Origin of the sequence: Roseovarius litoreus (genome assembly GCF_900142765.1) — a bacterium.
GTDB lineage: Bacteria > Pseudomonadota > Alphaproteobacteria > Rhodobacterales > Rhodobacteraceae > Roseovarius > Roseovarius litoreus.
In genome coordinates this window covers 366,396-389,870 of sequence record NZ_FRCB01000003.1, presented here as the reverse complement: position 1 = coordinate 389,870, position 23,475 = coordinate 366,396, and the positions used below count along the sequence as shown (strand labels likewise).

The following is a 23,475-nucleotide window of genomic DNA, read 5'->3' as shown; positions in this document are numbered from 1 at the left end:
CCGAAGGGAAATATCACAGATGTTCAGAACAATGACCAAGTGTTTGATTGCGGTGCCGGCGCTGGCCCTTCTGGCGGCGCCCGGCCTAGCTAAAGACAGCTACCCGCCGGTCGAGGTGCTTTTGCAGACGGAAACGACGGTGATCGGCCAACCGATTGCCTACCCCAAAGGCCCGGCGCAGATCACGGTGGCGATCGTCACCATGCAAAGCGGTCAAAAGACGGGCTGGCACCTGCACGAGGCGCCGCTGACCGCGCATATGCTGGAGGGAGAATTGACCGTCGATTACGGCGCGGATGGAACGCGGGTCTATCGCGAGGGCGACACGCTGGTGGAGGCCTTGGGCTCCTGGCATCAGGGCACCAATACCGGCGCGGGCATTGCGCGGATATTCGTCGTGTTTGCAGGTGCCGTCGGCACGCCCAACACGGTGGCCGAGTGATCTTGTAATATGCGTGACCTTTTGGGATGCAAATGAGCGATTTGGCCATAGAGCTGGAACGGCACTGCGGAGAAATCGTTGAAGCAGACTTCCAGACCAAAAACAATTGAATTGGTAGGTTTCAATCGCCAGAGTCTGATGGCGCCGGAAGGCATCCCCAACGCTGTTCACTGGAATTTCTAGGAGTTCGACTTGCGTCTGGGATCCGACGGCCAGCATTGGCATGAACGTGAATGCTTAGCCATTCCTGAGCCCGACTGCGCATCAGGGAACTCTTGCCCTCCCATTCCATCAACGGCTTAAGCAGACCTGCAGCCCAACATTATCCAAGCCCTCAAGCAAACGGTTCCGAAAGACTGGCTTGTATAATGTGACGTCGCCGATCGATTTCCTATGGCATGAGAAATCATCTTTTTTCGCCGTACTGGACAAAAGGATTATCGGTATGTGGGAGCAGGCTTGTCGGAAATCCATCAGATCATCGACGCTTGCCTCAATGCAGGAACCTGCATCAAGGTCGAAGATCAGCAAATCCCAAGTCTCAGGCTGATCACAGATGCTTTTCAGAATTGCATTGCTGTCGGTGGAGTGATGAACCTCATGTCCAAGACCCGCGAGATCGGTTCCGATGATACGGCTTTGTGCCGCGTAACGACCGAAAGCAGCGACCCTTAAAGGGAATGACGCAGCGGCCCGTTGATCATAAGAACGCCATACGTCACCCGGACCGTGTGATTCATCGCATGTGTCATCGGCCTCGAGACATGCCATGTCTCGGCGTTGGACACTGATGAAGCCGATGGCGTGAATGCCTAGGAACGACATGATCTGGGCGCCCCAGGCGATCAGCAATGACGCCAGGATTAACCGACCTGCGACAAGCAGGGTAGTGAGGGTTACAAGCCCAACAGCGACACTTCCCACCACGCCAGCCAAGGCGACATTTGGCTGGCTTGTCTGCCAATCCAGAGTATCTCGAGTGAGCTTACCCGCCTTAGTCTGCTCGAGTTTGCGTGATAGGTTGGAGAATTTCATGCGTCCGACTTTTCAGCTTGGACCTAGACGTTGTTCGCAGACCATCTTGTATCCGCTGCCATATACGGATGTGATCAAATGCTTCGAGATACCGGCATCCAGAAGTTTGGTTCTGATCCGCTTGATGTGACTGTCGATCACTCGACTTTTGGCCTTGGGCATGTTCGGGTCCAAGGCTTTGGCCAAATCCTCTCTGCTGATCAGACTGTCCCGGCTGTTCCACAAAACTTCGACAATCTTGGTTTCAGCAGGGGTAAGACTGATCTTTCGCCCTTCTACCAAAAGATGCTGGTTCTGAATGTCGACGTCGATATGCGGACCGGCGACGGCACTTTCCACACCCATTCGTGAGGAAAGTGGTCCAGTGCCGTGAATGTGAAGGCTTTGCGCCGCCGTGATGCGTTCCTTGATCACCCCGGTGCTCATCCTGTGATGAACCACGTCATACACTCCGAGGCGAAGCCCCAACAACTCGGCCACTTCGTCATATTTTGGCAAGTAGATGACCGCAGGTATTCTCCCCTGCGCCTGATCGAGATGGCTCGCCGTGGTACAAATCTGGTGATAATCAGAGCTGGCCAGAACGACGAAATCGGAACTCTTCAATCCTGTTGGCAGGTTCACACCGGTCGTCGGGTCGATCAGGTGAATACCTGACCCACAGCGCGCCACTGCGTCTCGGATTTTTTTGACGTGAGAATTCGTGCTTGGTCAGTGGGCTCAACGACTTGAACCCACTCTGTGATGTCGGCTTTGCGTTCTTGTCCATGACGCCCCCGGAATTACACCTAGAGCGGGTGCTTCCGAATTCAAGTATACCTCAAGGCAATACGAACGGCTTACTGTTATGACGCGGTTGATCTACACTCGCTGTCTGTGAAACAGGGTGAAATCGGACTGGCCGCTGCAACGCTTCCCAAAGCGCGAACGCTTCTACTGTCGTGAGCGGTCCAAACCGCGCCCTGCCCTGCAACGCGTTCAGTCAGGCCGGGTGAACCTGTTCGCCGTTCGCATGAAAGAACTCAGTCCTGGAGAAAATTTTCGGCCAGGGACCGTCATGGCTGCAGCCTGGCGTTCAACCTCGGGTTCCACGAACGGGCGTTGTATCAAACCGGGAAGGCTGACGGAAAATTATGGCATAAACGCATAGCCTATCGCGGCGGGCACTATCGCCTGCACCCAGCCTTCCCGCTATGAACGAAAGCGTGCATAAAGTTCCACGCCTTCCGTCTGAAAACCTTCATGACCATCTCGCGCATCTCGCAGGATGATCGAGGCGAGAATGACGCGCATCACATGCACGTTCATCATCTTTGAAGTCAGTTGAAAGGTAAAGACGTGGATGTGGCGGCCAACAGCTGTTCACGAAGGACATGCTCTTCAGCAAGGCTATCTCTGATTTCGCAGAGCTGGACGAGCTGATGCAAGCCTTAGATGAGTGGCCGAGTCAGTCTAATTCCCCATAAACCTACGCCTTGCCTCGACCGCTATGTTGTAACGCTGCTGAAGGTCAGCGATTAGGGCCATTGCAATGCGTCTGGCATCCTCGCCTTCAGCTTCCCTGTAGCTTTGCTTTGCTGCGTCCAGCAGTTTCTTGATTTTGAACTCCTCGGGCAGTGCGCCTGCTTCGGCCATTATTCGAACTGCCACTGCTGTTGCCATGTCGGTAAAAGCCTCGCCTGAGCGATCGGGCAGCGGCTTCCCCTCACCTTTGAGACCGCGCAGTTTGCCCTCCGCCAGCACCTTTTGGATTTGACGCTCCACGAGGCGATCAAAGGATTGGGTCATACAGCATACCTGCCTTAAAGAAGCCCCTGCGCAGAAATTCACGAACAGATATGTTGTCCATAGTTCCTAGAAACAAGGCGGACATTCGAAAACCTAAGTCGAACGGTGGTTTCGTTCGCGTAGCTAGCCAAGGCGGCGGCAATGGTCTTGAGACAGTGGGTCGGACCGTGAAAGAAGTGGCTTCGGACGTTCATAGACAATTCTGAAGCAATACTTCTCCTGACCTTAATCTCAATCTCGATCACTATGCGCTGAAACGATACGGACCGCAGGCCTTGAGGCTCGGCGTCTAGAACGCGAAAGCAGTATCGGCAATGGCCTCTGGTTCGCCGGTTTTGGATTTCTCATGTCAAACCGCGCCATTGCGTCAAGCTGTGCTGCTTGGGTGAGAGCCTGCTCGGGCAATGCGTTCCCTCCCTTGACCAGCAGAGACTGATAAGTGTTTGAAATGCTTGAAAGCATTCCAAACACGTCGCCATTTTCGTGAAAAACCCGGAGCAAACACCACCGTTACACGTGCCATTTAAACGGAGGCCTCAGTCCATTCCTCGAACGTCGAGCTGTGCATCAGGCGGTGGGGCAAGCACCTTTTGCACGAAGAACACCGCCAGCGCCGCCCCAATGCCGATCAGGTCCGTGATAACCCCGCCTTCGATCATGAACAGCGCCGCCAGGATCAGCCCGGCACGCAGGAACCATGCCGGACGCGCGCCGATGAACCATCCCTGGACCCCTGCGCTCAGCAGGAAGACCCCGAAGATCGCCGTGGCCCCTGCACGCAGGATTTCGAAGGTGCCGCCATCCATCAGGAGCGCACTGTTGTAGAAGAACATGAAGGGCACGATGAACGCTGCGATGCCGATCTTGAACGAGGCAACCGAGGTCGACATCGGGTTGCCGCCCGAAATGCCGGCCGCCGCATAGGACGCCAAGGCCACAGGCGGTGTGATGGCCGAGACGACCGCGAAGTAGAAGACGAAGAAATGTGCCGTCAGCGGTGGAATTCCGATCTCGATCAGACCGGGCGCCACCACCGAGGCGGCAACGGCATAGGCGGCGGTGGTCGGCATCCCCATACCCAGAAGGATCGCGATGCACATCGCGAACATAAGCGCCAGAAGCTGGCTCAGGCCCGCCAGGTTCAGCAGCAGTGCCGAGAAGCGCGCGCCGACGCCGGTCAGGCTGATGACGCCTACGATGATACCGGCCGCGGCACAGACGGCGATGATCTGGATCGACATGAGGCCCGCAAGCTCGAGCGCCTTGACGATGGCGCGCGGCCCCATGCGCACCGGTGTCAGCCAACTGACGACCGCCGCCGAAATCGTGGCCAGCGTGCCGGCACGGATGACCGAATATCCAAGGAAAAGCGCCACGATCAGGATGATGATCGGGATGAACAGGTAAACCCGCTTGATCATCTCCTTGAGCTTGGGAAGCTCGTCCTCGCGCATGCCGCGCATGCCCAGCTTTGCGGCCTCGAAGTCGACCATGAAATAGATCGACACGAAGTAAAGCACGGCGGGGATGATCGCCGCGAATGCGATCTCGGTATAGGGAATGCCAGTGATCTCGGCCATGATGAAGGCGCCCGCACCCATGATCGGCGGCATGATTTGCCCCCCGGTCGAGGCGGCCGCCTCGATCGCGCCGGCGGTTCGTCTATGGTAGCCGACCTTTTTCATCAACGGGATCGTGAGCGAGCCTGTGGCCACGACATTGCCCGCCGATGTGCCGTTGATCATACCCATGAGGCCCGATGCAAAAATCGCCACCTTGGCCGGGCCACCGCGCGCGCGCCCTGCCGCGGCGAAAGCAAAGTTCACAAAGTAATCACCAACTTTCGAGGCCTGCAGGAAAGCCGCGAAGATGATGAAGAGGATGATATAGGTCGAACTGACCGCAGTAGTCGGTCCGAGAATGCCCGCGTCGGAATAGACATGGCCGAAAAAGCGCTGCCAGGTATAGGCGCTCTGAACGGCAAGGACCCCGGGCAGCAGATGCGCGGTGAAGGTATAGGCAAGAAACACGCCGGCGATGATGACCAGCGCAAGCCCGGCCACCCGCCGCGTCAGCTCGAGGATCAGGGCGGAGCCGGCCGTCGCGGCAAAAGCCACGCCGATGGGCACGAAGGACGTGCCGACCGAATTGCGCGCCGCGGTCGAATAGATCGCAACGAGGTAGAGCGCCACGAGAACGCCGCACAACGCCATGACTATATCCGAGGCTGCCATAGTTTGTGGCTTGCTGCGCTCGAACCAGCTCAGGATGATGGCCCCGAACGTGGCGATCAAGAGCGGTGTGCCATACCACCAAAGTTCTTGCGCGTAGACCTCTGTTCCGGGAAAGGCGGGCCATGTCACCAAGCCCCCCATGACGGGCAGCTCGCCACTGTTGAGCCGCAAAAGGAACTGGACCACGGTCCAGGCCGCGATCGCAACGGGGATCAGCAGAGCATAACCCGTCAGGCGCAGGATTGGTGTCTCACGCGGGTCGTCATCCGTGTTCACCCTGTATGCGGCGAACATGAGAAACCCCAGAACCAGTGCCCCGGCGATATGCACGACGCGGAAATTCCAGGTTTCCATGGGAAACTGAGGCAGAAGCGGCAGATCGATCCCGGTATAGTCGGATATCGAAACACCGTTCAGCGCCGCCATGTGGAACGCCGCATAGACGATGGCGAGAAATGCCGCAAACTTGGCCATCAGGCCGGTGAATTGTCTGCGATTGGGTTCGACCGGTTCCTGGTCGACGCCTTCTGCAATAACGGGTTCGACAATTTCTGATCTTTCGTCCGACACGTCAACTCTTCCCTCGTGCTGCGGCTTTTGCCTTCTTTTATACGGATGCGCCGCGCCCCACCGAAGGGGCACGGCGCTTTGTTGGGTCACTTATTGGATATTACATCGCCGAATGGATCATGTCGTCCGGAATGTCGGCTCCGGCGTTTTCCTTGAACCATTCCGCAGCACCCGGGTGCCATTTCATGACCTTGTTCTTGTCCCAGTTCTCGGGCAGCGTCGACCGGGCGGCGCGGTGAATGTTCATCATCCGCTCGTTATCCGACATCACCACATCGACGGTGGCCTTCACGAAGCTTGCGGGCAGATCGCAATTGGCGACCGCGAAGTTCCACATCGACACGGACCGCGCCGGTGCCTCGAGCGTGGTATAGATGTCCGCCGCGATCTCGAATTCCGAAACCGGGAAGGCCTCGAGCAGCTTGGCCTGCTCTTCTTCGGTGAATTCGATGATGTTCACGTCGGTCTGCACTTCAAGCTGCGACACCGCCGGCACCGGCACGCCCGCCGCGAAGGCGATCACGTCCAGAAGACCGTCCTGAAGCTGGCTGCCAAGATCGCCCCAACCGCCGTTGCGGCGCTCGAACTCGACGCCGAGCGTTTCCATCATGCGCGGAAAATAGGTGTCCGAGGTCGATCCCGCGGGACCAAAGCCGATGCGCGCACCGGCGGGGATTTCGGAAACCGACGTGATGCCCGACGAGGACAGAGCGGTTACGCTGAACGGCGTCTGATACATCGGGAACATGGCACATGCGTTGGTCATCTGCAGACCCGGTGCGATCGGGTTGGTGCCTGCCAGCGATTCTGCCGCCGGTCCCATGGTCGTCATGCCGAACTGGGCTTCGCCGGTATGCACCAGCGCCATATTCTGCATCGGGCCACCGGTCACTTCGGCGCCACCGGTCAGGCCAAGCTCTTCGGCAACAAGGCTCGCCCAGCCCGAACCATAGGCGAAATAGGTGCCACCCTGTGATGCCGTGCCAACCGTGAATCCTTCGGGCCAGCCCGTGCGGTCTTGAGTGGTGTCGGCAAAAACGGCTCCCGCCGTGATGGTAGTCCCAAGTGCCACGACTTTGAAAAGTGTCGTCGTCATGTTCTCTCCCTCGATGTTTAACTGAAACTCCAGCATGAGAATGTCGGAGCGTATCTTACGAATGCTCAGGATCGTCTGTCTCTAATTGCGTTCGCTCGCTACAGATGTTGCAGATAGCATGAATTGCAACACATCTGTCCATGTCCATTTTTCAAGATATTTCGAAACTCGCCGTTTATTCGATCATTCTCGAGCCAACCCGGGCTTCTATCAGTGTTGGGGAGCAGAGCAGTTCCTACCACCCCAGCCAACTCCTCCCGATTCTTGAACCGATGCGCCGCGCGGGTTGCCCCCGGGCCAAAGTGCCCCGGAAAGTGTCCCGCGACGGGTGGCTCGGGTGACGCCTAGGTCGGCTCGGCGTGGCCCCTCCTGCGCGCGAAGGTCAGAGGAAGTGCGGGTCAACCCCGTAAGCCCAGTTCTCCCAGTCGTCGCGCTTGTTGTCCGCCTGCGAGCCGATCTGCAGGTGCTCGGGGGTGATGCATGTCCGGTTGTGACACCGGTGCCCATACTGGCCATCGCGGGCTTGGGCATTCGCAACATCATGGGCTATACGGTTGTTGTCCTGCTGGTCAGAGATGTGGTCATTGGTGATATCCTGCTCGCTGTCTAAACCTGAGCGGGGCGTCTGTTCAACAGGTGCCCGATCCCAAAACCCGAGGATAAGCCGTGTCCCATACCGATGACATCACCCAGCTTTCCGCCGTGGAGCTTGCTGCGCTGATCCGGGCTCGGCGCATCAGCTGCCGCGAAGTGACTGGCGCCTTTCTCAACAAGATCGAGACGCACAATCCCACGATCAACGCGATCTGCACGCTGGATGCCGACCGCGCGCTGGACACGGCTGATGCGCTTGATCGTGACATCGCGGCGGGCCTTGGCGCAGGACGCAGCCTCATGGGGCTGCCCATCGTGCTCAAGGACCTCACGCCCACCGCCGGCATCCGCACGACACGCGGCTCGCGGCTTTTCGAAAACTGGATCCCGTCCGAGGATGCGGCCCTCGTCACCCGGCTCAAGGATCAGGGCGCGATTGTCCTCGGCAAGACCAACACGCCCGAATTCGGGCATAAGGCGGTGACCGACAATGCGATCTTCGGCCCAACGGCCAACCCCTGGCGGCTCGACCGGATCGCAGGAGGGTCAAGCGGCGGGTCGGCAGCGGCCGTGGCGGCGGCGCTGGTGCCTTTCGCCGAAGGCAGCGACGGCGCCGGATCGATCCGAATTCCCGCCAGCATCTGCGGCACGGTGGGCTTCAAGCCCACCTTCGGGCGGGTGCCGGATGTGGCGCAAAGCTTCTTCAGCCACACGCCCTATTTCCACAACGGACCGATCGCGCGCAGCGTGGCGGATGCCGATCTGCTTTACCGCGCGATGCTCGGCCCCACCGCTGGCGGCATCTTCTCGCTCCCGGTCGAGCAACCGAACGGTCTTGCGCAGAAACCGCTTTGCGACATTCGCGTGGGCTTCAGCCCCGATCTCGGCCTCTTTCCCGTGCGCGCCGATGTCGCGCGGGCCTGTCGCAAGAGTGCCGAAGTGTTCGCCACCCTCGGCTGTCAGGTGGTCGAGGCCGATCTGACGCTGCCCCCGGACACCGAAGCGGCGTTTCTCGATCTCTGGCGCGCCAAGGTCGCGGGCCTTTATGGAGAACTCGGCGCGGGCGATCTCGATCTTCTCGAACCGGTCGTCCAAACCCTGATCGAAGAAGGGCGCGCCATCGACATGGTGCGCTTCGGCAAGGCCCTCAAGACCCGTGACCGCGTATGGCAGGCCATGACCGCGCTTTTTGACAAGGTCGATATCCTGCTCTGCCCCACGACCTGCGTTACCGCCTTTGCCCAGTCAGGCGGCCCGCCGTCGGATATTTCGGGACAGCCGGTCAATCCGCTGATCGGCTGGTTCCTGACCTACCCGATGAACATGACAGGACACCCGGTCATCTCGGTGCCGTGCGGGCTCTGCGACGAGGGGCTGCCCGTCGGCCTGCAGATCGCCGGACGCAGGCTCGAGGATGATCTCGTGCTCGGACTGGCGGCGCATTTCGAAGCGGCGCACCCCTGGCCGAAGATCGCACCACTCTGACCCTGCCACGAGACCGGATCACCGTTCTTGCCCCTATGATGTGATCGGCGTGGTCGCGGCCATGCGCCCGAAAGCGGCCATTGGCTAATCTCGGGACTGGTTTTGAAATGTTGGAGCGGGCACCGTTTCATCATCTTCAGAGGCTACGCCCCCCCCCTGCCCGCGTCCAGACAAGTCAACCTGACAAGACCCGTTGAATTTGCAGCCGTGCTGCGCCAGCACTTGACAGGGGGCGTATGCTGTATGACATTCTATCTATCGTTAGTTAGGCGATTGCTCACCCGATGTCAGCCGCAGATCCATCAGTCAAGCTCAGCGCTCCCCGTAAGACCAAAGGCGCGCTCCCTGCCGCGCGGCCCGATCAGATCATGGATATCGCGGCGCGCCAGTTTCGCGCGCGTGGATACGCGGCCGTATCACTGCGCGACATCGCGACCGAGGCGGGCATGCGCACCCCCAGCCTTTATTATCATTTCCCGTCGAAGGACGATCTGGTCATCGCCGTCATGAACCGCGGGATTGCCGTGGTGCGCGAAGCCGTGACAGAAGCGCTTGCGGCCCTCCCACCTGATGCGGAACCCTTCGCGAAGCTGGAAACGGCCATGCGCGTCCATCTGCGCGCCCTGCACGGGCTGAGCGATTACACATCGGCGAATGTGCGCATCTTCGGGCAGCTTCCGGAGGAACTTCGTCGCGCCAACCTACCCGAACGACGCGCCTATCAGGAAATATGGGCCGATCTTCTGTCTGCGACCTGTCCCGACAACCTCGAGATGCTGGCCATTCGTGTTCCCTTCGTCATCGGGGCGCTGAATGCCACGCTGGAATGGTTCGACCCCGATCGTGGCGATCTTGACGTGTTGGCCGATCAGGTTGGTCGCGTGCTGCTGGCTGGTCTGAAAGAGCGAGAAGACAGGTGATATTCGAGACAGCGATCCGCACTGACAGTGAAAATTTTTGCGCCAACAGGGCCGCTTACCAGGCTTTGATTGATGAATTGCGCGCCCGCGTCGCGCGGGTCACGCAAGGCGGCAATCCCGCGCATGTGGCCCGGCATCTGGCGCGCGGCAAGCTTTTGGTACGTGACCGGATCGACAGGCTATGCGATCCGGGAACCGCTTTCCTGGAACTTTCCACCCTCGCGGCCTGGGGGCAGTACGACAACGATGTGCCCGGCGCCGGGATCGTCACGGGCATCGGCGTCGTGCAAGGCCGGCCCGTTGCCATCATCGCCAATGACGCCACCGTGAAAGGTGGCAGCTTTTTCCACGAGACGGTCAAGAAACACTCCCGTGCGCAGGAAATCGCTGCCAACCTGCGACTGCCCTGCCTCTATCTTGTCGATTGCGGCGGCGCTTACCTGCCCGAACAGGACCGTGTCTTTCCGGATCGCGACCATTTCGGGAACGCCTTCTGGCGGCAATGCCGGATGTCGGCCTCTGGGCTGGCGCAAATCGCGCTCGTTTTTGGCGGCTGCACGGCAGGTGGGGCCTATATCCCGGCGCTGGCCGATCAGGTGATCATGGTCGAAGGCAACGCTCGCATCCACCTGGGCGGCCCCTCCATCGTCAAGGTCGCGATCAACGAGGATGTGGATGGCGAAACCTTGGGCGGCGCGGCCATGCACACGACCGTGTCGGGTGTCAGCGATCACCGCGTGGCAACCGAACCCGAAGGTCTGGACCTTCTGCGTCGACTGGTGGCCGATCTGCCTGATCCGCGCGCCGGCTGGACCCCGCCGAACCAACCGGTGCCGCCTGTACTGGATCCGTCCGAGATTCCCGGCATCGTCAGCGCCGATCCAAAGAGCCCTTATGACGCGCGCGAGATCATGGCCCGGTTGGTCGATGCCAGCGACCTGTCCGAATTCAAACCCGAATGGGGCGCAAATGCAGTCTGCGCCTTCAGTAAGATCCATGGCTGCCAGGTGGGTATCATTGGCAACAATGGCGCACTTGTGTCAGAGGCTTCGCTAAAGGCAGCTCAATTCATCCAGATCTGTGACCAGCGGCGTATCCCGCTGCTTTTCCTGCACAATATCACTGGCTTCATGGTCGGCACTGCGGCAGAGCGCGGCGGTATCGCCAAGGACAGCGCCAAGATGGTCTATGCCATGGCCAATGCCCGAGTGCCCAAACTCTCTGTGATTGTCGGCGGCTCTTATGGGGCGGGAAATTACGGGATGTGCGGGCGTGGTTTCCGGCCTGATTTCCTCTTCGCCTGGCCCTCGGCCAAGCTGGCGACCATGTCAGCCGATATCGCGGCCAACGTGATGCTGGAACTGCGGCGCAGCAATCTTCGACAGAAACCCACGCAGACCGAGCTGGAGGCAATCGAAGCGCAGGTGCGCGCGCAATACGGCGAACAGAGCGATCCCTACTACGCCACCTCGCGGCTCTGGGATGACGGGCTCATCGAACCCGCAATGTCGCGCGATGTACTGGGCCTGTGCCTGTCCTTGCTGGCCTCTCGGCCTGACGACGCACATTTCGCCCCCGTCTACAGGATGTGAACCATGGCTGACTTCGAGACACTGACGCTTGAGATGGACGCACGTGGTGTGGCGCGCCTGACGCTGAACCGGCCAGACAAGCATAACGCGCTGAATGCAGCGTTGATCGCCGATCTAGCGCGTGCGGCGGCGCTTCTTGCGGCGGATGATGCAGTGCGCGTCGTGGTGCTAACCGGGGCGGGCGCCAGTTTCTGCGCGGGTGGCGATATTGGCTGGTTTCGCGATACGCTGGCGCTGGACCGGGCGGGCCGCGTGGCGCAAAGCGCCGATCTGGGTCGGATGCTTGCGGCTCTGGCGCGTCTGCCCAAGCCCCTGATTGGCCGCATCCAAGGCCCGGCCTATGGCGGAGGTGTCGGCATGATCGCAGTCTGTGATGTGGCCATCGGCGCGGATGACGCCCGTTTTGGATTGACCGAGGTGCGGCTTGGCCTGATCCCGGCCAATATCTCGCCCCATGTGATCGCCAGGATCGGGCCGGCACGGTCGCGCGCCACGATGCTGTCGGGTGCGCTGTTCGATGCGGCCCATGCCGAACGGATCGGGTTGCTGGATCGCGCCGTGTCTGCCGACGATCTGGACGCGGCGGTCGAGGAAGTTGTGACCGCACATCTGCAAGCCGCCCCCGGTGCGGTGGCCGCGACCAAGGCACTGATCCGAGACGTGGTGGCGACCGCACCTGCGGATCATGTGACGCTGACCGCAGAGCGTTTGGCCGATGCCTGGGACAGCACCGAGGGCAAGATCGGGATTGACGCGTTCCTGTCGGGCCAGACCCCACCCTGGCGGAGCGGTTCATGAGTTTTGATACCGTCCTCATCGCCAACCGGGGCGAGATCGCGCGCCGCATCATCCGGGCCTGCCGCAGCCTGGGTCTGGGCGCCGTCGCCGTCTATTCCGAGGCTGATCGCGATGCGCCTTTCGTGGCCGAGGCTGATCTGGCCCTGCCCATCGGCCCGGCGGAGGCCGCGCAAAGCTATCTTGATCCCCACCGGCTGCTGGATGCCGCGCGACGCGCGGGTGCTCAGGCGGTGCATCCGGGTTATGGCTTTCTGTCCGAGAATGCCAATTTCGCCCGCGCCGTTGTGCAGGCCGGGCTGGTCTGGATCGGCCCTGATGCCGATGTGATCGCGCTGATGGGATCGAAGGCTGCGGCCAAGGCCGAAGCCCAGGCCGCCGGTGTGCCGATCCTGCCCGGCTATCGCGGGTCGGATCAATCCGATACGACCCTGCTCGCCGAGGCAACCAGCTTGGGCGCGCCGTTGCTGATCAAGGCCAGTGCCGGGGGCGGCGGGCGCGGCATCCGGCGGTTGGATGATCTGGCGGATTTCCCCGCAGCCCTTGCCTCTGCCCGGCGCGAGGCGCAAGCGGCCTTCGGCAATTCCGATGTACTGCTCGAACGGTTTCTAGAGGGCGCGCGCCATGTCGAGCTGCAGGTGCTGGCCGACCATCACGGCACTGTCCTGCATCTGGGCGACCGGGATTGTTCGGTCCAGTCGAACCACCAGAAACTGATCGAAGAGGCGCCCGCTCCGGATATCCCCGACAGTATCCGCGCCGCCATGGCGGAGGCCGCGGTCAGGCTGGCGGCCAGCATCGGCTATCGGAACGCGGGCACAGTGGAATTTCTTTACGACCCGGACAGCTATGCGTGGCACTTCCTTGAGATGAATACACGTCTGCAAGTCGAACATCCGGTAACAGAGGCGGTGACCGGGCTTGATCTTGTCGCTTGGCAGATCCGTATCGCTCAGGGGCAGGCGCTGACCCTGGCACAATCCGACATTCGCATGAGTGGCGCCGCCATCGAGGCCCGTATCGCGCTGGACGGCCCAGGGGGTAATGTGGTCACCCACTGGGATCTGCCTGAACTGCCCGGGCTCCGGCTGGACAGCGCCATTGAGGCAGGCAGCCCCGTGTCGCATCACTATGATCCGATGATCGCCAAGCTGATCGCCCATGGCCCCGACCGCGCGACGGCGTTGGCGCGACTGCGTGCGGGACTTGCGGCGCTCGAGGTGGGGGGGATCGGCACCAATGCGGCGCAGGTGGCGATGGTGCTGGCCACGCCCGATTTCGCCTCCGCCCGGCTGGGCACGGATTTCCTGGCGCGCCATCCGCAGGCGCTGCCCTCTGCGCCAACGGCACAGACGCAGGCGCTGGCGGCATTGGCCCTGGCCTTGCACTCGGCGCGTATCAGCGGCGCGCAGGGTCATCTTGGTCCTTGGACAAATCTTGGCGCCTGGCGTCTCACGGCTTTAGCGGGGCGTGGCGGAGCAAGCTGGCATATGATCGACGGCGCGGAATACGCCGTACACGAGACAGCCGCCGGGCATGAGGTAATGGACATCGCGGGCGCGGTTTTGCTGCGCGCGGCCCATGCCCGATTGCAGGGCAATACGCTGGATCTCGAAGCGGACGGCGTGCGGCGGCGGATCGCGGTTGGCTGGAGTGCGACCGAGATCACCCTGACCGAAGGACTTGTGACCACCCGCGTGCCCCACGGTCGGCAGCACACAGGCGCTGACCGGGGCTCGGGCGGCACCGATATCAATGCACCCATGCCGGGCCTCTTGGCCGAGATACTGCACCCCTTGGGGACACCACTGAAAGAGGGTGATCCCGTTCTGGTCTTCGAAGCAATGAAGCTCATGCAAACCATGACCGCGCCTTGCGACGGTATCCTGACCGATCTGCCGCATGCTGCCGGTGCAACCGTTCCCAGCGGGGCCTTGCTGGCCCGATTTACCCCTGACGAGGATACCGGATATGACCGACATGCCCCTTCTGACCGATGAGCATCGCATCTTCCGCGATCAACTGCGCCGCTTTGTGGAGAACGAAGTCCGCCCCCATGGCGATACATGGGAAGCGGACGGCCAGATCCCGCGCGAGGTCCTGCGCCGCATGGGCGAGTTGGGCTTTCTGGGCATTCGCTATCCCGAAACCTATGGCGGGGCAGAGATGGACACGGTGGCGACGGTCATTTTCGCCGAGGAACTGGGACGGTCCGGCTATGGCGGTTTTGCAATCACGGCGCTGGTGCATACCGACATGGCCTCACCTCATCTGGCCAATGCGGGCACGCCCGATCAGCTGGCGCGCTACATGCCCGACATCATCGCCGGGCGAAAGATTACAGCGGTGGCAGTCACCGAACCGGATGCCGGATCGGACGTCAGCGGTATAAAGACCCGTGCGCAACTGGACGGGAACCACTGGGTGCTGAACGGGCGCAAGCTTTACATAACCAACGGGGTTCTGGGGGATCTCTATTTCGTGGCCGCGCGGACCGACATGGCGCAGAAATCCTCACGCGGGACGACCATCTTCATCGTCGAGAAGGGCACTCCCGGCTTCACCGTGGCGCGTCCACTGGACAAATCGGGCTGGCGCAGTTCGGACACGGCCGAACTGATCTTCGAGGATGTCCGCATCCCGGCCGACCAGGTGCTGGGCCAGATCGATGGCGGGTTCTACGCAATCATGCAGAATTTCCAGAACGAGCGCATCGTGCTGGGCGCACAGGCCATGGGCGAGGCGCTGCGCGCTCTGGAGATTACGCTGGATTACGTCAAGGACCGCAAGGCCTTTGGCGCGACGCTGTGGGACAAGCAGGCAATCCGGCAGCGTTTGTCACAGCGTTGGGCCGAGGTGGCGGCGGCGCGGGCACTGATCTACCAGACAGCACTTGCGATGGATGCAGGCAATGACTGCGTGCGCGAGGTCTCTGCAATCAAGGCGCTCTGCGGTGATCTGGTCAACAAGGTGATGTATGACTGCCAGCAATTCCACGGCGGTTTCGGCTACATGTCCGGCACCGAGATCGAACGCATGGTACGCGATGCCCGCGTGCAGGCAATCGGAGGCGGCGCGACCGAGGTGATGCTTGAAGAAATCGCCAAGCGTCTGTGACCAGCGTTGTGTCCGGCCTAAGCCCTTGCTGTCCATGTCGCCATTCAGATCCCGCAGCAAACGCTTGTGCTTGCACATCTCGGTCAGCACATCTCCGAAGGTGCGCAGGCCGCGCACCCAAAGCATCGGGAGCATACGCAGGGTGCGATCAGACCAATGCGGACCCGCTACGATGCAGTATCATCATCAGGCTGATGATCTCGGGGCTGTTTGAAGTCCTTGATGGGCGAGCGTTTGGTCATGATCACAGACTGCGAGCGCCCCCTGCCCGCCTCAAGCCAGGTTCGTGAGAACAGACCGTGCTGGCCGCTACGGGTTTCTGGGCCGGCCAATGGACGTGCTTGATGTCGTCTGAAAATATGCCATGGTGATATCGCCCATGGCAGTCCGGTCTCGGACACTCCCGGACAACGCTCCTTCCCGCACAAGTCAGGCTTTCAGACAAGCGAGACCTTTGAATATGGATCAGAAAACCTTTGAGGGCTGGGATACGATCGATGCCGAGGAGGCTGGGCTTGATGCCGACGCCTTGGAGCAGATCATCGACTACGCCCGTGGCAACGAGTCCACGATGAACCGCGACATCGGCCAGGCCCTGGCTGATGGTCACTTCGGAGAGCCATGGCCAATCGGCGAAGTCGTCGGCCCGGTCAAGAACAGGGCTGGACCGTCCGGCCTCCTCCTGAGGCGCGGGAAAATCGTCGCCAGTTGGGGCGACGTCGACCGCGTGGATATGACCTTCAGCATCAGCAAAAGCTATCTGTCGCTCTGCGCCGGGATTGCAGTCGATGACGGCCTCATTCCCGACATCGATGCGCCCGTCCGTGAATTGGTGCGGCCCGGTTGCGGGTTCGACAGCCCCCAGAACCGCGACATCACTTGGCGACAGCTTCTCCAGTTGACCAGCGAGTGGGAGGGCACGATGTGGGACAAGCCCGACTGGATCGATCATAACCGCGTCGTGATGGGACAAGCCGGCAACGGTGCCCCGAAAGGACAGAAACGTGATCTGCACCGCCCCGGCACACATTGGGAATACAACGATGTTCGCGTCAATGTCGCGTCCCTCGCCCTGATGCACGTTTTTGAACGGCCGCTGCCCGAGGTGCTGAAAGAGCGCATCATGGACCCGATCGGCGCGTCGGAGACCTGGCAGTGGCATGGATATGAGAAATCCTGGATCGAGATCGCTGGCCGAAAGATGCAGGCTGTTTCGGGCGGGGCACACTGGGGCGGCGGTCTGTGGATCAGCACCATGGATCACGCGCGCGTCGGACAGTTGATGCTGAACAAGGGTGTTTGGAACGGTGTGCGGATCCTGTCGGAACGCTGGATCGAAACGATCACGACGCCCTGCGATTTGAACCCGGTCTATGGGATGCTGTGGTGGCTAAACACCGATGGCAGCCCGATCTACCCTGCCGCAAGCCGATCGAGCTTTTTCGGGATCGGCGTCGGGACCAACCTTCTTTGGGTGGATCCGGACAACGACATGGTGGTTGTGGCAAGATGGATTGAGGGCGACGCGATAAATGGCTTCACAGAGCGCGTGATGGCATCATTGATCCAGTGAAAAGGTTACTCCGATAGGTGCTTTCCCGGTACTAAAAACGGTAACTTGCGAATACGCGTGTTGAACGCCTTTGGCCCCTGCCCCAACAGATATTTGGGCCTCAGGTAGATTAAACATCTTGGCGCCTGCGCGTGTCATGCACATTAAATCTCGAAAGCGGATTTTTGCGGCAGTTGTCCCAAATGACCGCCAAGCGGACAATCCCGCCATTCGTTTCGCCGTCGCTTTCAAGAAAAAGGCCGCCTTGAGGCGGCCCAAGACCCGCAAATTGATATGCCGTCATTCCGGCACGATAGCGGCATCGAGCATTTGGATTATGCCGTTTGAAGCTTAACCGTCGGCGTTGACGTCGGATGCATCATCTACTTTTCCGGTAACGGTATGAACTCTGCATCGTCGCCCGGCGGCAGTTGGAACCGACCGTTTTGCCAATCGCCCGCGCGCCATGCCTCCTTGGCTTCTTCGATCCGTTCCTTCGATGATGCAACGAAGTTCCACCAGATATACCGGGACCCCTCAAGCGTTTCGCCACCGAGCAGCATCACCCGGGCGCCCATAGGCCCCGCCTTCATAGACAACCGGTCTCCGGGCCGTAACACCATCATCCGACCAGCTTCGAATGTCTCGCCGGCAATTGTCACCGCACCCTCCACTACATAGATGCCGCGGTCTTCATGTTCGTCGGGCAGCGGAATTGCGGCGTTCGGCGCAAGCGTTGCATCGGCATAGAACATTTCGGAGGCTGTTTTCACCGGCGCGCGTTCGCCCCATGCGTTCCCAAGGACGAGCCGCACCGATTTGCCCTCGCCTTCGAGCAGGGGCAACGCATCGACCGGCGCATGCACGAACTCAGCAGCCCTGTCCTCATGGTCCTTCGGCAATGCGACCCAAGTCTGGATGCCGAAGAATGGCATCGGGTCAACCTGCGTCTTGTCATCGGTGCGTTCGGAATGGGTTATGCCGTGGCCCGCGACCATCCAGTTCACCGCTCCGGGTTCGATCCAAGCATCTGTTCCGAGGCTGTCGCGGTGATGCATGCGCCCCCGGAAGAGATAGGATATTGTGGCCAGCCCGATATGCGGATGTGGCCGCACGTCCATACCCCGCGTTGGAAGAAACTCGGCAGGACCCATCTGATCGAAGAAAATAAACGGACCAACCATCTGGCGGCGCGGAGCCGGCAGCGCACGCCTTACCTCGAAACCTCCAAGATCACGGGCGCGAGGGATGATGATTGTGTCGATCGCGTCCACCTCGTCTCCGGTAGGGCAATGCGGATCAAGGGCAGGGTTCCAGCTCATGCTTGCTCTCCATTTTTGGCTTAACAGGCAGGATAAATGTTCTTATCCGCGCAGCAACTCCTTCCTGAGCGCATAAATTGAGCATTTTTGCACAGATCCTCACTGCGAGCGAAAATTGGTCGACATGGTCATTCGTTCCGAATTTGCCGAATTTCCGAATTGCGGAACGAAGTGGACGTTGACCTGCCTAAGTAGACATCGGTCCCTTGCCGCATCTCGGAAGCGGGCGCCCGCGATCCGAATAGGCGAGAAACATTACGATCTCGTGGGGTGCGGGACCGTCGGGAATGCAAAGCGTCATAGTATCGAAATGATCGAAGGACCAAGGGTTGTCCTTGTGTCCAAGCGGTAGATCGATCGACGCCCCGGCGGCCCCAACCTTCACGTTGGACGGAATGACGGCTTCGCCGCCCCCAGAGGCTGCACGCATTGGCGCGCCCAGACGGGGATGTATCACCGCGCCGCCGTGTTCCATATCCCCGGACGTCCCGACAATTGCAGCCTTTCCGTAAGAAACCGGAACGTTGCCCAGCAACGCGACGGCCTGCTTGGCGAGACGCTGCCCCAGTTCCGCCCCGATCTCGAAAAGCGGGGAAAGGTCCTGCTCGAAACGCCCGCTCAGAGGGTTACTGAATACCGCAGCGATGGCGACGCGCGAAACGGGTTCGCAAGGCTCACCGAATGAATCTGTTTCGATCAACTCCCGCACGACGACGGTCTTGCGTGTCTTGGTCATTTTCGAACTCCAAGCACTCCATTGATAGCAAGATGGCCTCCTATTTGGCCAAGGTCGAGCATTTTCGCTGCGTCACTATTTAATCAATGTCTGCAAAGCGCTCCTTGCTGCCGTCCGGTGCACTTCGCCGGAACGTCGGCTCTAGCAATTTCGAGCAGCTGGAACATCATGCCGCATAGATCAGGTACAGTATCGCGTCCCTGTTCGTTCCATCACATTCACTGTTATCAGGGAAGTTCCCTGCAGACTTGATAGCTTAGCACTGCCCACCCCAGCCAACTCCTCCCGATCCTTGAACCGATGCGCCGCGCGGGTTGCGCCCGGGCGAAACTGCGCCGGAACGTGCCTCGGGTGACCGATCGGTCGGCGCGGGCCAAGGTCAAGTGCACCACATAAAGACCGGCCGCACCCGCTAAAATGGATGTCAGGCGCGTCCTGCTGGTCTCATTGCGCGTATCGCATCAAGTCTTCCGCCCTGTCCCGGCCCAGCTTGATCTTGCACGAGTCCACCCCAATGGCGGTTCCGGAACCGCCGCCGAAGGTTGCTCCGACATAGTCGCAATGCGCATCCCGATAAGCCGACCACGCGGCTTGCCCGGCGTCCAGAGCCGGAACGGCACTGCTTCGACCGGTGATCTCGTCCAGCGCCTCAGCCGCGCGCATTGCGAAGCCGAGGTAGATGTCCACCGTCAGATCGACACGCTCCAACGTTTCAGCGACGCAGGCTCCGATCTCGACCTGGCTGCTGCCACCACACTCCGTTGCCGGGTCTGAAAATACCGCACTCGGCACACAAAATGCGCAGAGCATTGCTGCCAAAAGACGTTTCATGGCTCCACCTCGGCCGGTTGACGCAGGCGTGCGAAAAAGCCCGCCGCCTGTGTGAAACATGATAGATCCTCACCCATTATCGCGACACAAGAAAATCCCTTGCGCGCAGGACGACCACACAAAGCCTTCTCTTGTCGCGGCACGCGCGCATAAAGGATGCCAAGCGCCGTCATAATGCCCGATGTTCGTTTCTCACGCGACCCTTGTTCGGACAAAGACCCTCCACCGGCGTCAAACGACTTTGGTTTGACACGCCCCGTTTCTTTCCGGCGGCTCATTGACCATAGGCAATGCAAAAAATACGCGTCGGCCTACACGTTTTCCCTGCAATCGCTCAAAGGGAGGATGACATGTTTTCCAATAAATTCATTGCTTCGATGTTTTTGGCTGCTCTATCGAGCGCCGGTATTGCCCATGCTCAAGACATGACGCTTGGTGAGTTCGAATATCAGAACAGCTGCGCCGCCTGTCACGGCATGTCAGGCAAAGGCGATGGTCCTGTGACCGACTTTCTATCGGGGGCCGTTGTGCCGGACCTGACCATGCTGCAAGAAAACAATGGTGGGGTGTTTCCGGTTGCCGCCGTATTCGCGACAATCGATGGAAGTGAGACTGCAAGCGCACATGGAACCCGCGATATGCCGATTTGGGGAAGTCGCCTGCGTGCAAGAGCATCCAGCGATCCGGATTTCTCGCCATCAGATGCCGAGGCTTTTTCGCAGGCCCGGATCCTTGCGCTGATCGAGTACATTTCAAGTCTGCAGAAACAGTAAAACGTTCATTTTCCGGCTGTTCCGCAAAACTGGGTTATCGGCCGTTTTTTGTGTAAGGCTGATATCTGGAACGACCTCGCGGGCATTTTAAGAGCCACGGTGCAAATTTTGGTATCCCCGGCCAACGATCCTCAGCCGGGGGGCTTCTCAGGGCAGCCTGCGCCACCCCGTAGTCCGCCACCCAACGCCAGATTGCTCCGGGCGTGTCTTGCTTCGGAAGCACCCTCAGTCCCGTCCGTCCCCGGCATGGGCCGGGCCTGCATCGCCGATGCGGGATCAAGCCCTTGATTTGATGGGTGATTGGTGCGGTCGAGAAGACTCGAACTTCCACGGGTGTTACCCCACAGCGACCTCAACGCTGCGCGTCTACCAATTCCGCCACGACCGCACATGATCCGTGATCTGGTAGGTGCGCGCTCTCTAGCCCAAGGCCCAGCCCATCACAAGTACAAATTTATCACCGTCCTCTCACCTTGCCGCGCATCCCCCTCCCGCGCAGCGCACGCCCCAGAACAGCCGTCACGCCCACAGCGATCACTCCCCAACCAAGGGACGGGTCCGCGGCGAAAAACACCTCGTTCAACGTGCGCCCAGGCAGAAAGGTGAACAGCCCCGCAAGGATCACCCCGTACCAGTAAAGGCTCCGGAATGCCGCCTGATGGGCGGCGATATCCTTGCGGATCGCGGCCCGTGTACCGACCCACAGCGTCCACAGCGTCAGCACCGACAGAAGGTGAATCGGACTGAACGGGCCGATAAGACCGATCGTCCAGATGAAAAACCCCGACGCGGCCGTGATCACCATCATCCCCACCCAGACATAGCCCACCCGCTTGTGCCACCTGTCGCGCCGTGCGCGATACAGCGCCACCGGCCCCGTGATCACCGCCACCAGTGCGGCGATCGTATGAAGTTGTATGACAAGCAAGGCTTGCGTGAATGCGGCAAGGGTCATCTGGCGTCTCCGGTCTTGGCAGTTGCAACGGGATGTCCTAACCATTGGGTCGCGCTGTAACGGCGCTCAACGGCGGATGCGTGACACACGAAAGGACATACGTGACTGACGTCGCCTCGCATTCCACGCTTCGCGAATGGTGGCACCACCTGCGCCAGCCCATCGCGCTCGCCCTCATGGCAGGTGTCGCCATCGTGCTGACCCTGATGGGGCCGTTCGGCACCGACAGCAGCCTGCGCCCCGTCCCGCGCCTTGCCTTCTGGATGTCGATCACCACCAGCACTTATGCCGTGGGATGCTTCGTCGCGATCCGGCTCGGCGCCGCATGGCCTGCGGACAAGCCGCTGGTCATGCGGATCGCTCTGACCGGCGTGCTGACGGGTCTCGGCGTGACCGCGACGGTGATGCTCATCAACTGGGCCGCGCTCGGCCAGCGGCCCGACAGCATCTCTTTGCCCGCCACCGTGTTCGGCATCGCCGTGATCGTCTCGATCATGTTCGACCTGCTGCGGACCCGGCACGATCCGCCGGCTGCACCCGCGCCGTCCATCACACCACAGACCACCGGCCCCACGATCCTCGATCGTCTGCCCGTCGAACGGCGCGGCGCCCTGCTGGCGCTCTCGGCCGAGGATCATTACGTGCGCGTCCACACGGATCGTGGCGACGCGCTCTGCCTCATGCGTCTGTCGGACGCGATCCGCGAAACGGGGGATATCCCCGGATTGCAGGTCCATCGCTCGCACTGGGTCGCAAGACCCGCCATCGCCGCCACCCGTCGCAACGGCGACAAGGCGGTGATCCGCCTGACGGACGGCACCGAGCTGCCCGTCAGCCGCCGCTACGTTCCCATCCTCAAGGAGGCGGGGCTTCTGCCACGCGCATCACATGGTTGAATGGATCACATCCGCCGGTCTGACCGACTATGACACCGCCATCCGCGAGATGGAGGCGCGCGCCGACGCCATCGCGGAGGGCCGCGCAGGCGAGGCGGTCTGGCTGCTCGAACACCCTCCCCTTTACACCGCCGGAACCTCGGCCAATCCTGCCGATCTGCGCGATCCGCACCGCTTTCCGGTGCATCCCTCCAAACGCGGCGGGCAATACACCTATCACGGGCCGGGCCAGCGGGTGGTCTATGTGATGCTGGATGTGGGACGGCGCGGGCGCGATGTGCGCGCCTTCGTCAAGCAGCTCGAAACCTGGGTGATCGACACGCTGGACCAGTTCAACATCCGCGGTGAGATCCGCGAGGGCCGGGTCGGCGTCTGGGTCGTGCGCGACGACAAGCCGCTCACCGCCACGGGCCACAAGCCCGAGGACAAGATCGCCGCCATCGGCATCCGTCTGCGCAAATGGATCAGCTTTCACGGCATCTCGATCAACGTGGAACCCGATCTCGAGCATTTTTCCGGCATCGTGCCTTGCGGCATTACCGAGCATGGCGTGACAAGCCTCGTCGATCTCGGTCTGCCGGTCAGCATGACCGATCTGGACGTCGCACTGAAACGCACCTTCGAGGACAGCTTCCCGCCACTGACCCGATCCAGCATGGCGGGCTGACATGCCGCACCCGCCCGGTGCCCACCGCCGCAGGACGGAAAGCCACGGCTGATATGTAGGCTTTTCAAGCCCTTG

The 23,475-nt window shown here is 60.7% G+C and carries 22 protein-coding genes and 1 tRNA gene; 12 read left to right on the top strand and 11 right to left on the bottom strand.

What is annotated here, in order from left to right:
* The first annotated feature begins 31 nt into the window (after nt 1–31).
* Nucleotides 32–442, top strand: coding sequence for a cupin domain-containing protein (locus F3H35_RS08250; RefSeq protein WP_188129919.1), 411 nt, complete (start codon nt 32–34; stop codon nt 440–442).
* Nucleotides 443–733: 291 nt separating this feature from the next.
* Here F3H35_RS08250 and F3H35_RS08245 read toward each other — a convergent pair whose 3' ends face one another.
* From F3H35_RS08245 to F3H35_RS19205, 6 genes are all read right to left on the bottom strand, one after another.
* Nucleotides 734–1,477, bottom strand: coding sequence for a response regulator (locus tag F3H35_RS08245; RefSeq protein WP_149779127.1), 744 nt, complete (start codon nt 1,475–1,477; stop codon nt 734–736).
* Nucleotides 1,478–1,489: 12 nt separating this feature from the next.
* The gene (locus F3H35_RS08240) at nt 1,490–2,083 is read right to left on the bottom strand and encodes a winged helix-turn-helix domain-containing protein (RefSeq protein ID WP_149779126.1); all 594 of its coding nucleotides are present in this window, start codon (nt 2,081–2,083) and stop codon (nt 1,490–1,492) included.
* An 846-nt stretch (nt 2,084–2,929) separates the two neighbouring features.
* Entirely contained in the window at nt 2,930–3,265 is a 336-nt protein-coding gene (locus F3H35_RS08235; RefSeq protein ID WP_149779125.1) for a DnaJ family domain-containing protein, read from the bottom strand.
* 536 nt (nt 3,266–3,801) lie between these two features.
* Nucleotides 3,802–5,973, bottom strand: coding sequence for a TRAP transporter permease (locus F3H35_RS08230; RefSeq protein WP_149779211.1), 2,172 nt, complete (start codon nt 5,971–5,973; stop codon nt 3,802–3,804).
* A gap of 196 nt (nt 5,974–6,169) precedes the next feature.
* Nucleotides 6,170–7,165 (bottom strand): TAXI family TRAP transporter solute-binding subunit, encoded by a 996-nt coding sequence (locus tag F3H35_RS08225; protein ID WP_149779124.1) that lies wholly within the window; start codon nt 7,163–7,165, stop codon nt 6,170–6,172.
* A gap of 382 nt (nt 7,166–7,547) precedes the next feature.
* Entirely contained in the window at nt 7,548–7,715 is a 168-nt protein-coding gene (locus tag F3H35_RS19205) for a hypothetical protein (protein WP_223228363.1), read from the bottom strand.
* Here F3H35_RS19205 and F3H35_RS19005 point away from each other — a divergent pair.
* The 8 genes from F3H35_RS19005 (at nt 7,656) to F3H35_RS08185 (ending at nt 17,241) form a co-directional block, all read left to right on the top strand.
* On the top strand, nt 7,656–7,775 hold the full coding sequence (locus F3H35_RS19005; protein ID WP_223228356.1) for a TIGR00366 family protein: 120 nt from the start codon (nt 7,656–7,658) through the stop codon (nt 7,773–7,775). The two genes, F3H35_RS19205 and F3H35_RS19005, sit on opposite strands and share 60 nt — an antisense overlap.
* Before the next feature lie 56 nt (nt 7,776–7,831).
* Complete coding sequence (locus F3H35_RS08215; RefSeq protein WP_149779122.1) at nt 7,832–9,244, top strand: amidase; 1,413 nt, start codon at nt 7,832–7,834, stop codon at nt 9,242–9,244.
* Between the two features lie 284 nt (nt 9,245–9,528).
* Nucleotides 9,529–10,164 (top strand): TetR/AcrR family transcriptional regulator, encoded by a 636-nt coding sequence (locus tag F3H35_RS08210; RefSeq protein WP_149779121.1) that lies wholly within the window; start codon nt 9,529–9,531, stop codon nt 10,162–10,164.
* Between the two features lie 65 nt (nt 10,165–10,229).
* Entirely contained in the window at nt 10,230–11,756 is a 1,527-nt protein-coding gene (locus F3H35_RS08205) for an acyl-CoA carboxylase subunit beta (RefSeq protein ID WP_223228355.1), read from the top strand.
* 3 nt (nt 11,757–11,759) lie between these two features.
* Nucleotides 11,760–12,554, top strand: coding sequence for a crotonase/enoyl-CoA hydratase family protein (locus tag F3H35_RS08200; protein WP_149779119.1), 795 nt, complete (start codon nt 11,760–11,762; stop codon nt 12,552–12,554).
* Nucleotides 12,551–14,551, top strand: coding sequence for an acetyl/propionyl/methylcrotonyl-CoA carboxylase subunit alpha (locus F3H35_RS08195; protein ID WP_149779118.1), 2,001 nt, complete (start codon nt 12,551–12,553; stop codon nt 14,549–14,551). Before F3H35_RS08200 ends, F3H35_RS08195 begins: the two co-directional genes overlap by 4 nt.
* Nucleotides 14,523–15,668 (top strand): acyl-CoA dehydrogenase family protein, encoded by a 1,146-nt coding sequence (locus tag F3H35_RS08190; RefSeq protein WP_149779117.1) that lies wholly within the window; start codon nt 14,523–14,525, stop codon nt 15,666–15,668. Before F3H35_RS08195 ends, F3H35_RS08190 begins: the two co-directional genes overlap by 29 nt.
* Before the next feature lie 460 nt (nt 15,669–16,128).
* The gene (locus tag F3H35_RS08185) at nt 16,129–17,241 is read left to right on the top strand and encodes a serine hydrolase domain-containing protein (protein WP_149779116.1); all 1,113 of its coding nucleotides are present in this window, start codon (nt 16,129–16,131) and stop codon (nt 17,239–17,241) included.
* A gap of 362 nt (nt 17,242–17,603) precedes the next feature.
* Here the strand turns inward: F3H35_RS08185 and F3H35_RS08180 are convergent, their stop codons facing one another.
* The 3 genes from F3H35_RS08180 to F3H35_RS08170 form a co-directional block, all read right to left on the bottom strand.
* On the bottom strand, nt 17,604–18,542 hold the full coding sequence (locus F3H35_RS08180) for a pirin family protein (RefSeq protein WP_149779115.1): 939 nt from the start codon (nt 18,540–18,542) through the stop codon (nt 17,604–17,606).
* Nucleotides 18,543–18,729: 187 nt separating this feature from the next.
* Nucleotides 18,730–19,278, bottom strand: a complete 549-nt coding sequence (locus tag F3H35_RS08175; RefSeq protein WP_149779114.1) for an amino acid synthesis family protein — start codon at nt 19,276–19,278, stop codon at nt 18,730–18,732.
* Between the two features lie 444 nt (nt 19,279–19,722).
* Entirely contained in the window at nt 19,723–20,109 is a 387-nt protein-coding gene (locus F3H35_RS08170) for a lysozyme inhibitor LprI family protein (RefSeq protein ID WP_149779113.1), read from the bottom strand.
* 350 nt (nt 20,110–20,459) lie between these two features.
* Here F3H35_RS08170 and F3H35_RS08165 point away from each other — a divergent pair, with 350 nt between their 5' ends.
* Nucleotides 20,460–20,882, top strand: a complete 423-nt coding sequence (locus tag F3H35_RS08165) for a c-type cytochrome (RefSeq protein ID WP_223228354.1) — start codon at nt 20,460–20,462, stop codon at nt 20,880–20,882.
* A 301-nt stretch (nt 20,883–21,183) separates the two neighbouring features.
* On the opposite strand, the gene F3H35_RS08160 is transcribed toward F3H35_RS08165, so the two are convergent.
* Nucleotides 21,184–21,270 (bottom strand) — tRNA-Leu (locus F3H35_RS08160).
* A 69-nt stretch (nt 21,271–21,339) separates the two neighbouring features.
* A complete protein-coding gene (locus F3H35_RS08155; RefSeq protein WP_149779112.1) occupies nt 21,340–21,837 on the bottom strand; it encodes a DUF2306 domain-containing protein in 498 nt (165 codons plus the stop codon).
* A gap of 101 nt (nt 21,838–21,938) precedes the next feature.
* Between F3H35_RS08155 and F3H35_RS08150 the strand changes: the two genes are divergently transcribed.
* The gene (locus F3H35_RS08150; protein WP_149779111.1) at nt 21,939–22,733 is read left to right on the top strand and encodes a LytTR family DNA-binding domain-containing protein; all 795 of its coding nucleotides are present in this window, start codon (nt 21,939–21,941) and stop codon (nt 22,731–22,733) included.
* A complete protein-coding gene (lipB, locus tag F3H35_RS08145) occupies nt 22,726–23,400 on the top strand; it encodes a lipoyl(octanoyl) transferase LipB (RefSeq protein WP_149779110.1) in 675 nt (224 codons plus the stop codon). Before F3H35_RS08150 ends, lipB begins: the two co-directional genes overlap by 8 nt.
* The last annotated feature ends 75 nt before the right edge of the window (nt 23,401–23,475 follow it).

Excerpts from the sequence above, each read along its gene's own strand:
- F3H35_RS08250 (WP_188129919.1), top strand. The coding sequence starts at position 32 with ATGACCAAGTGTTTGATTGCGGTGCCGGCGCTGGCCCTTCTGGCGGCG.
- F3H35_RS08245 (WP_149779127.1), bottom strand. The coding sequence starts at position 1,477 with ATGAAATTCTCCAACCTATCACGCAAACTCGAGCAGACTAAGGCGGGT.
- F3H35_RS08235 (WP_149779125.1), bottom strand. The coding sequence starts at position 3,265 with ATGACCCAATCCTTTGATCGCCTCGTGGAGCGTCAAATCCAAAAGGTG.
- F3H35_RS08230 (WP_149779211.1), bottom strand. The coding sequence starts at position 5,973 with ATGGCCAAGTTTGCGGCATTTCTCGCCATCGTCTATGCGGCGTTCCAC.
- F3H35_RS08225 (WP_149779124.1), bottom strand. The coding sequence starts at position 7,165 with ATGACGACGACACTTTTCAAAGTCGTGGCACTTGGGACTACCATCACG.
- F3H35_RS08210 (WP_149779121.1), top strand. The coding sequence starts at position 9,529 with ATGTCAGCCGCAGATCCATCAGTCAAGCTCAGCGCTCCCCGTAAGACC.
- F3H35_RS08200 (WP_149779119.1), top strand. The coding sequence starts at position 11,760 with ATGGCTGACTTCGAGACACTGACGCTTGAGATGGACGCACGTGGTGTG.
- F3H35_RS08195 (WP_149779118.1), top strand. The coding sequence starts at position 12,551 with ATGAGTTTTGATACCGTCCTCATCGCCAACCGGGGCGAGATCGCGCGC.
- F3H35_RS08190 (WP_149779117.1), top strand. The coding sequence starts at position 14,523 with ATGACCGACATGCCCCTTCTGACCGATGAGCATCGCATCTTCCGCGAT.
- F3H35_RS08185 (WP_149779116.1), top strand. The coding sequence starts at position 16,129 with ATGGATCAGAAAACCTTTGAGGGCTGGGATACGATCGATGCCGAGGAG.
- F3H35_RS08180 (WP_149779115.1), bottom strand. The coding sequence starts at position 18,542 with ATGAGCTGGAACCCTGCCCTTGATCCGCATTGCCCTACCGGAGACGAG.
- F3H35_RS08175 (WP_149779114.1), bottom strand. The coding sequence starts at position 19,278 with ATGACCAAGACACGCAAGACCGTCGTCGTGCGGGAGTTGATCGAAACA.
- F3H35_RS08170 (WP_149779113.1), bottom strand. The coding sequence starts at position 20,109 with ATGAAACGTCTTTTGGCAGCAATGCTCTGCGCATTTTGTGTGCCGAGT.
- F3H35_RS08165 (WP_223228354.1), top strand. The coding sequence starts at position 20,460 with ATGTTTTCCAATAAATTCATTGCTTCGATGTTTTTGGCTGCTCTATCG.
- F3H35_RS08155 (WP_149779112.1), bottom strand. The coding sequence starts at position 21,837 with ATGACCCTTGCCGCATTCACGCAAGCCTTGCTTGTCATACAACTTCAT.
- lipB (WP_149779110.1), top strand. The coding sequence starts at position 22,726 with ATGGTTGAATGGATCACATCCGCCGGTCTGACCGACTATGACACCGCC.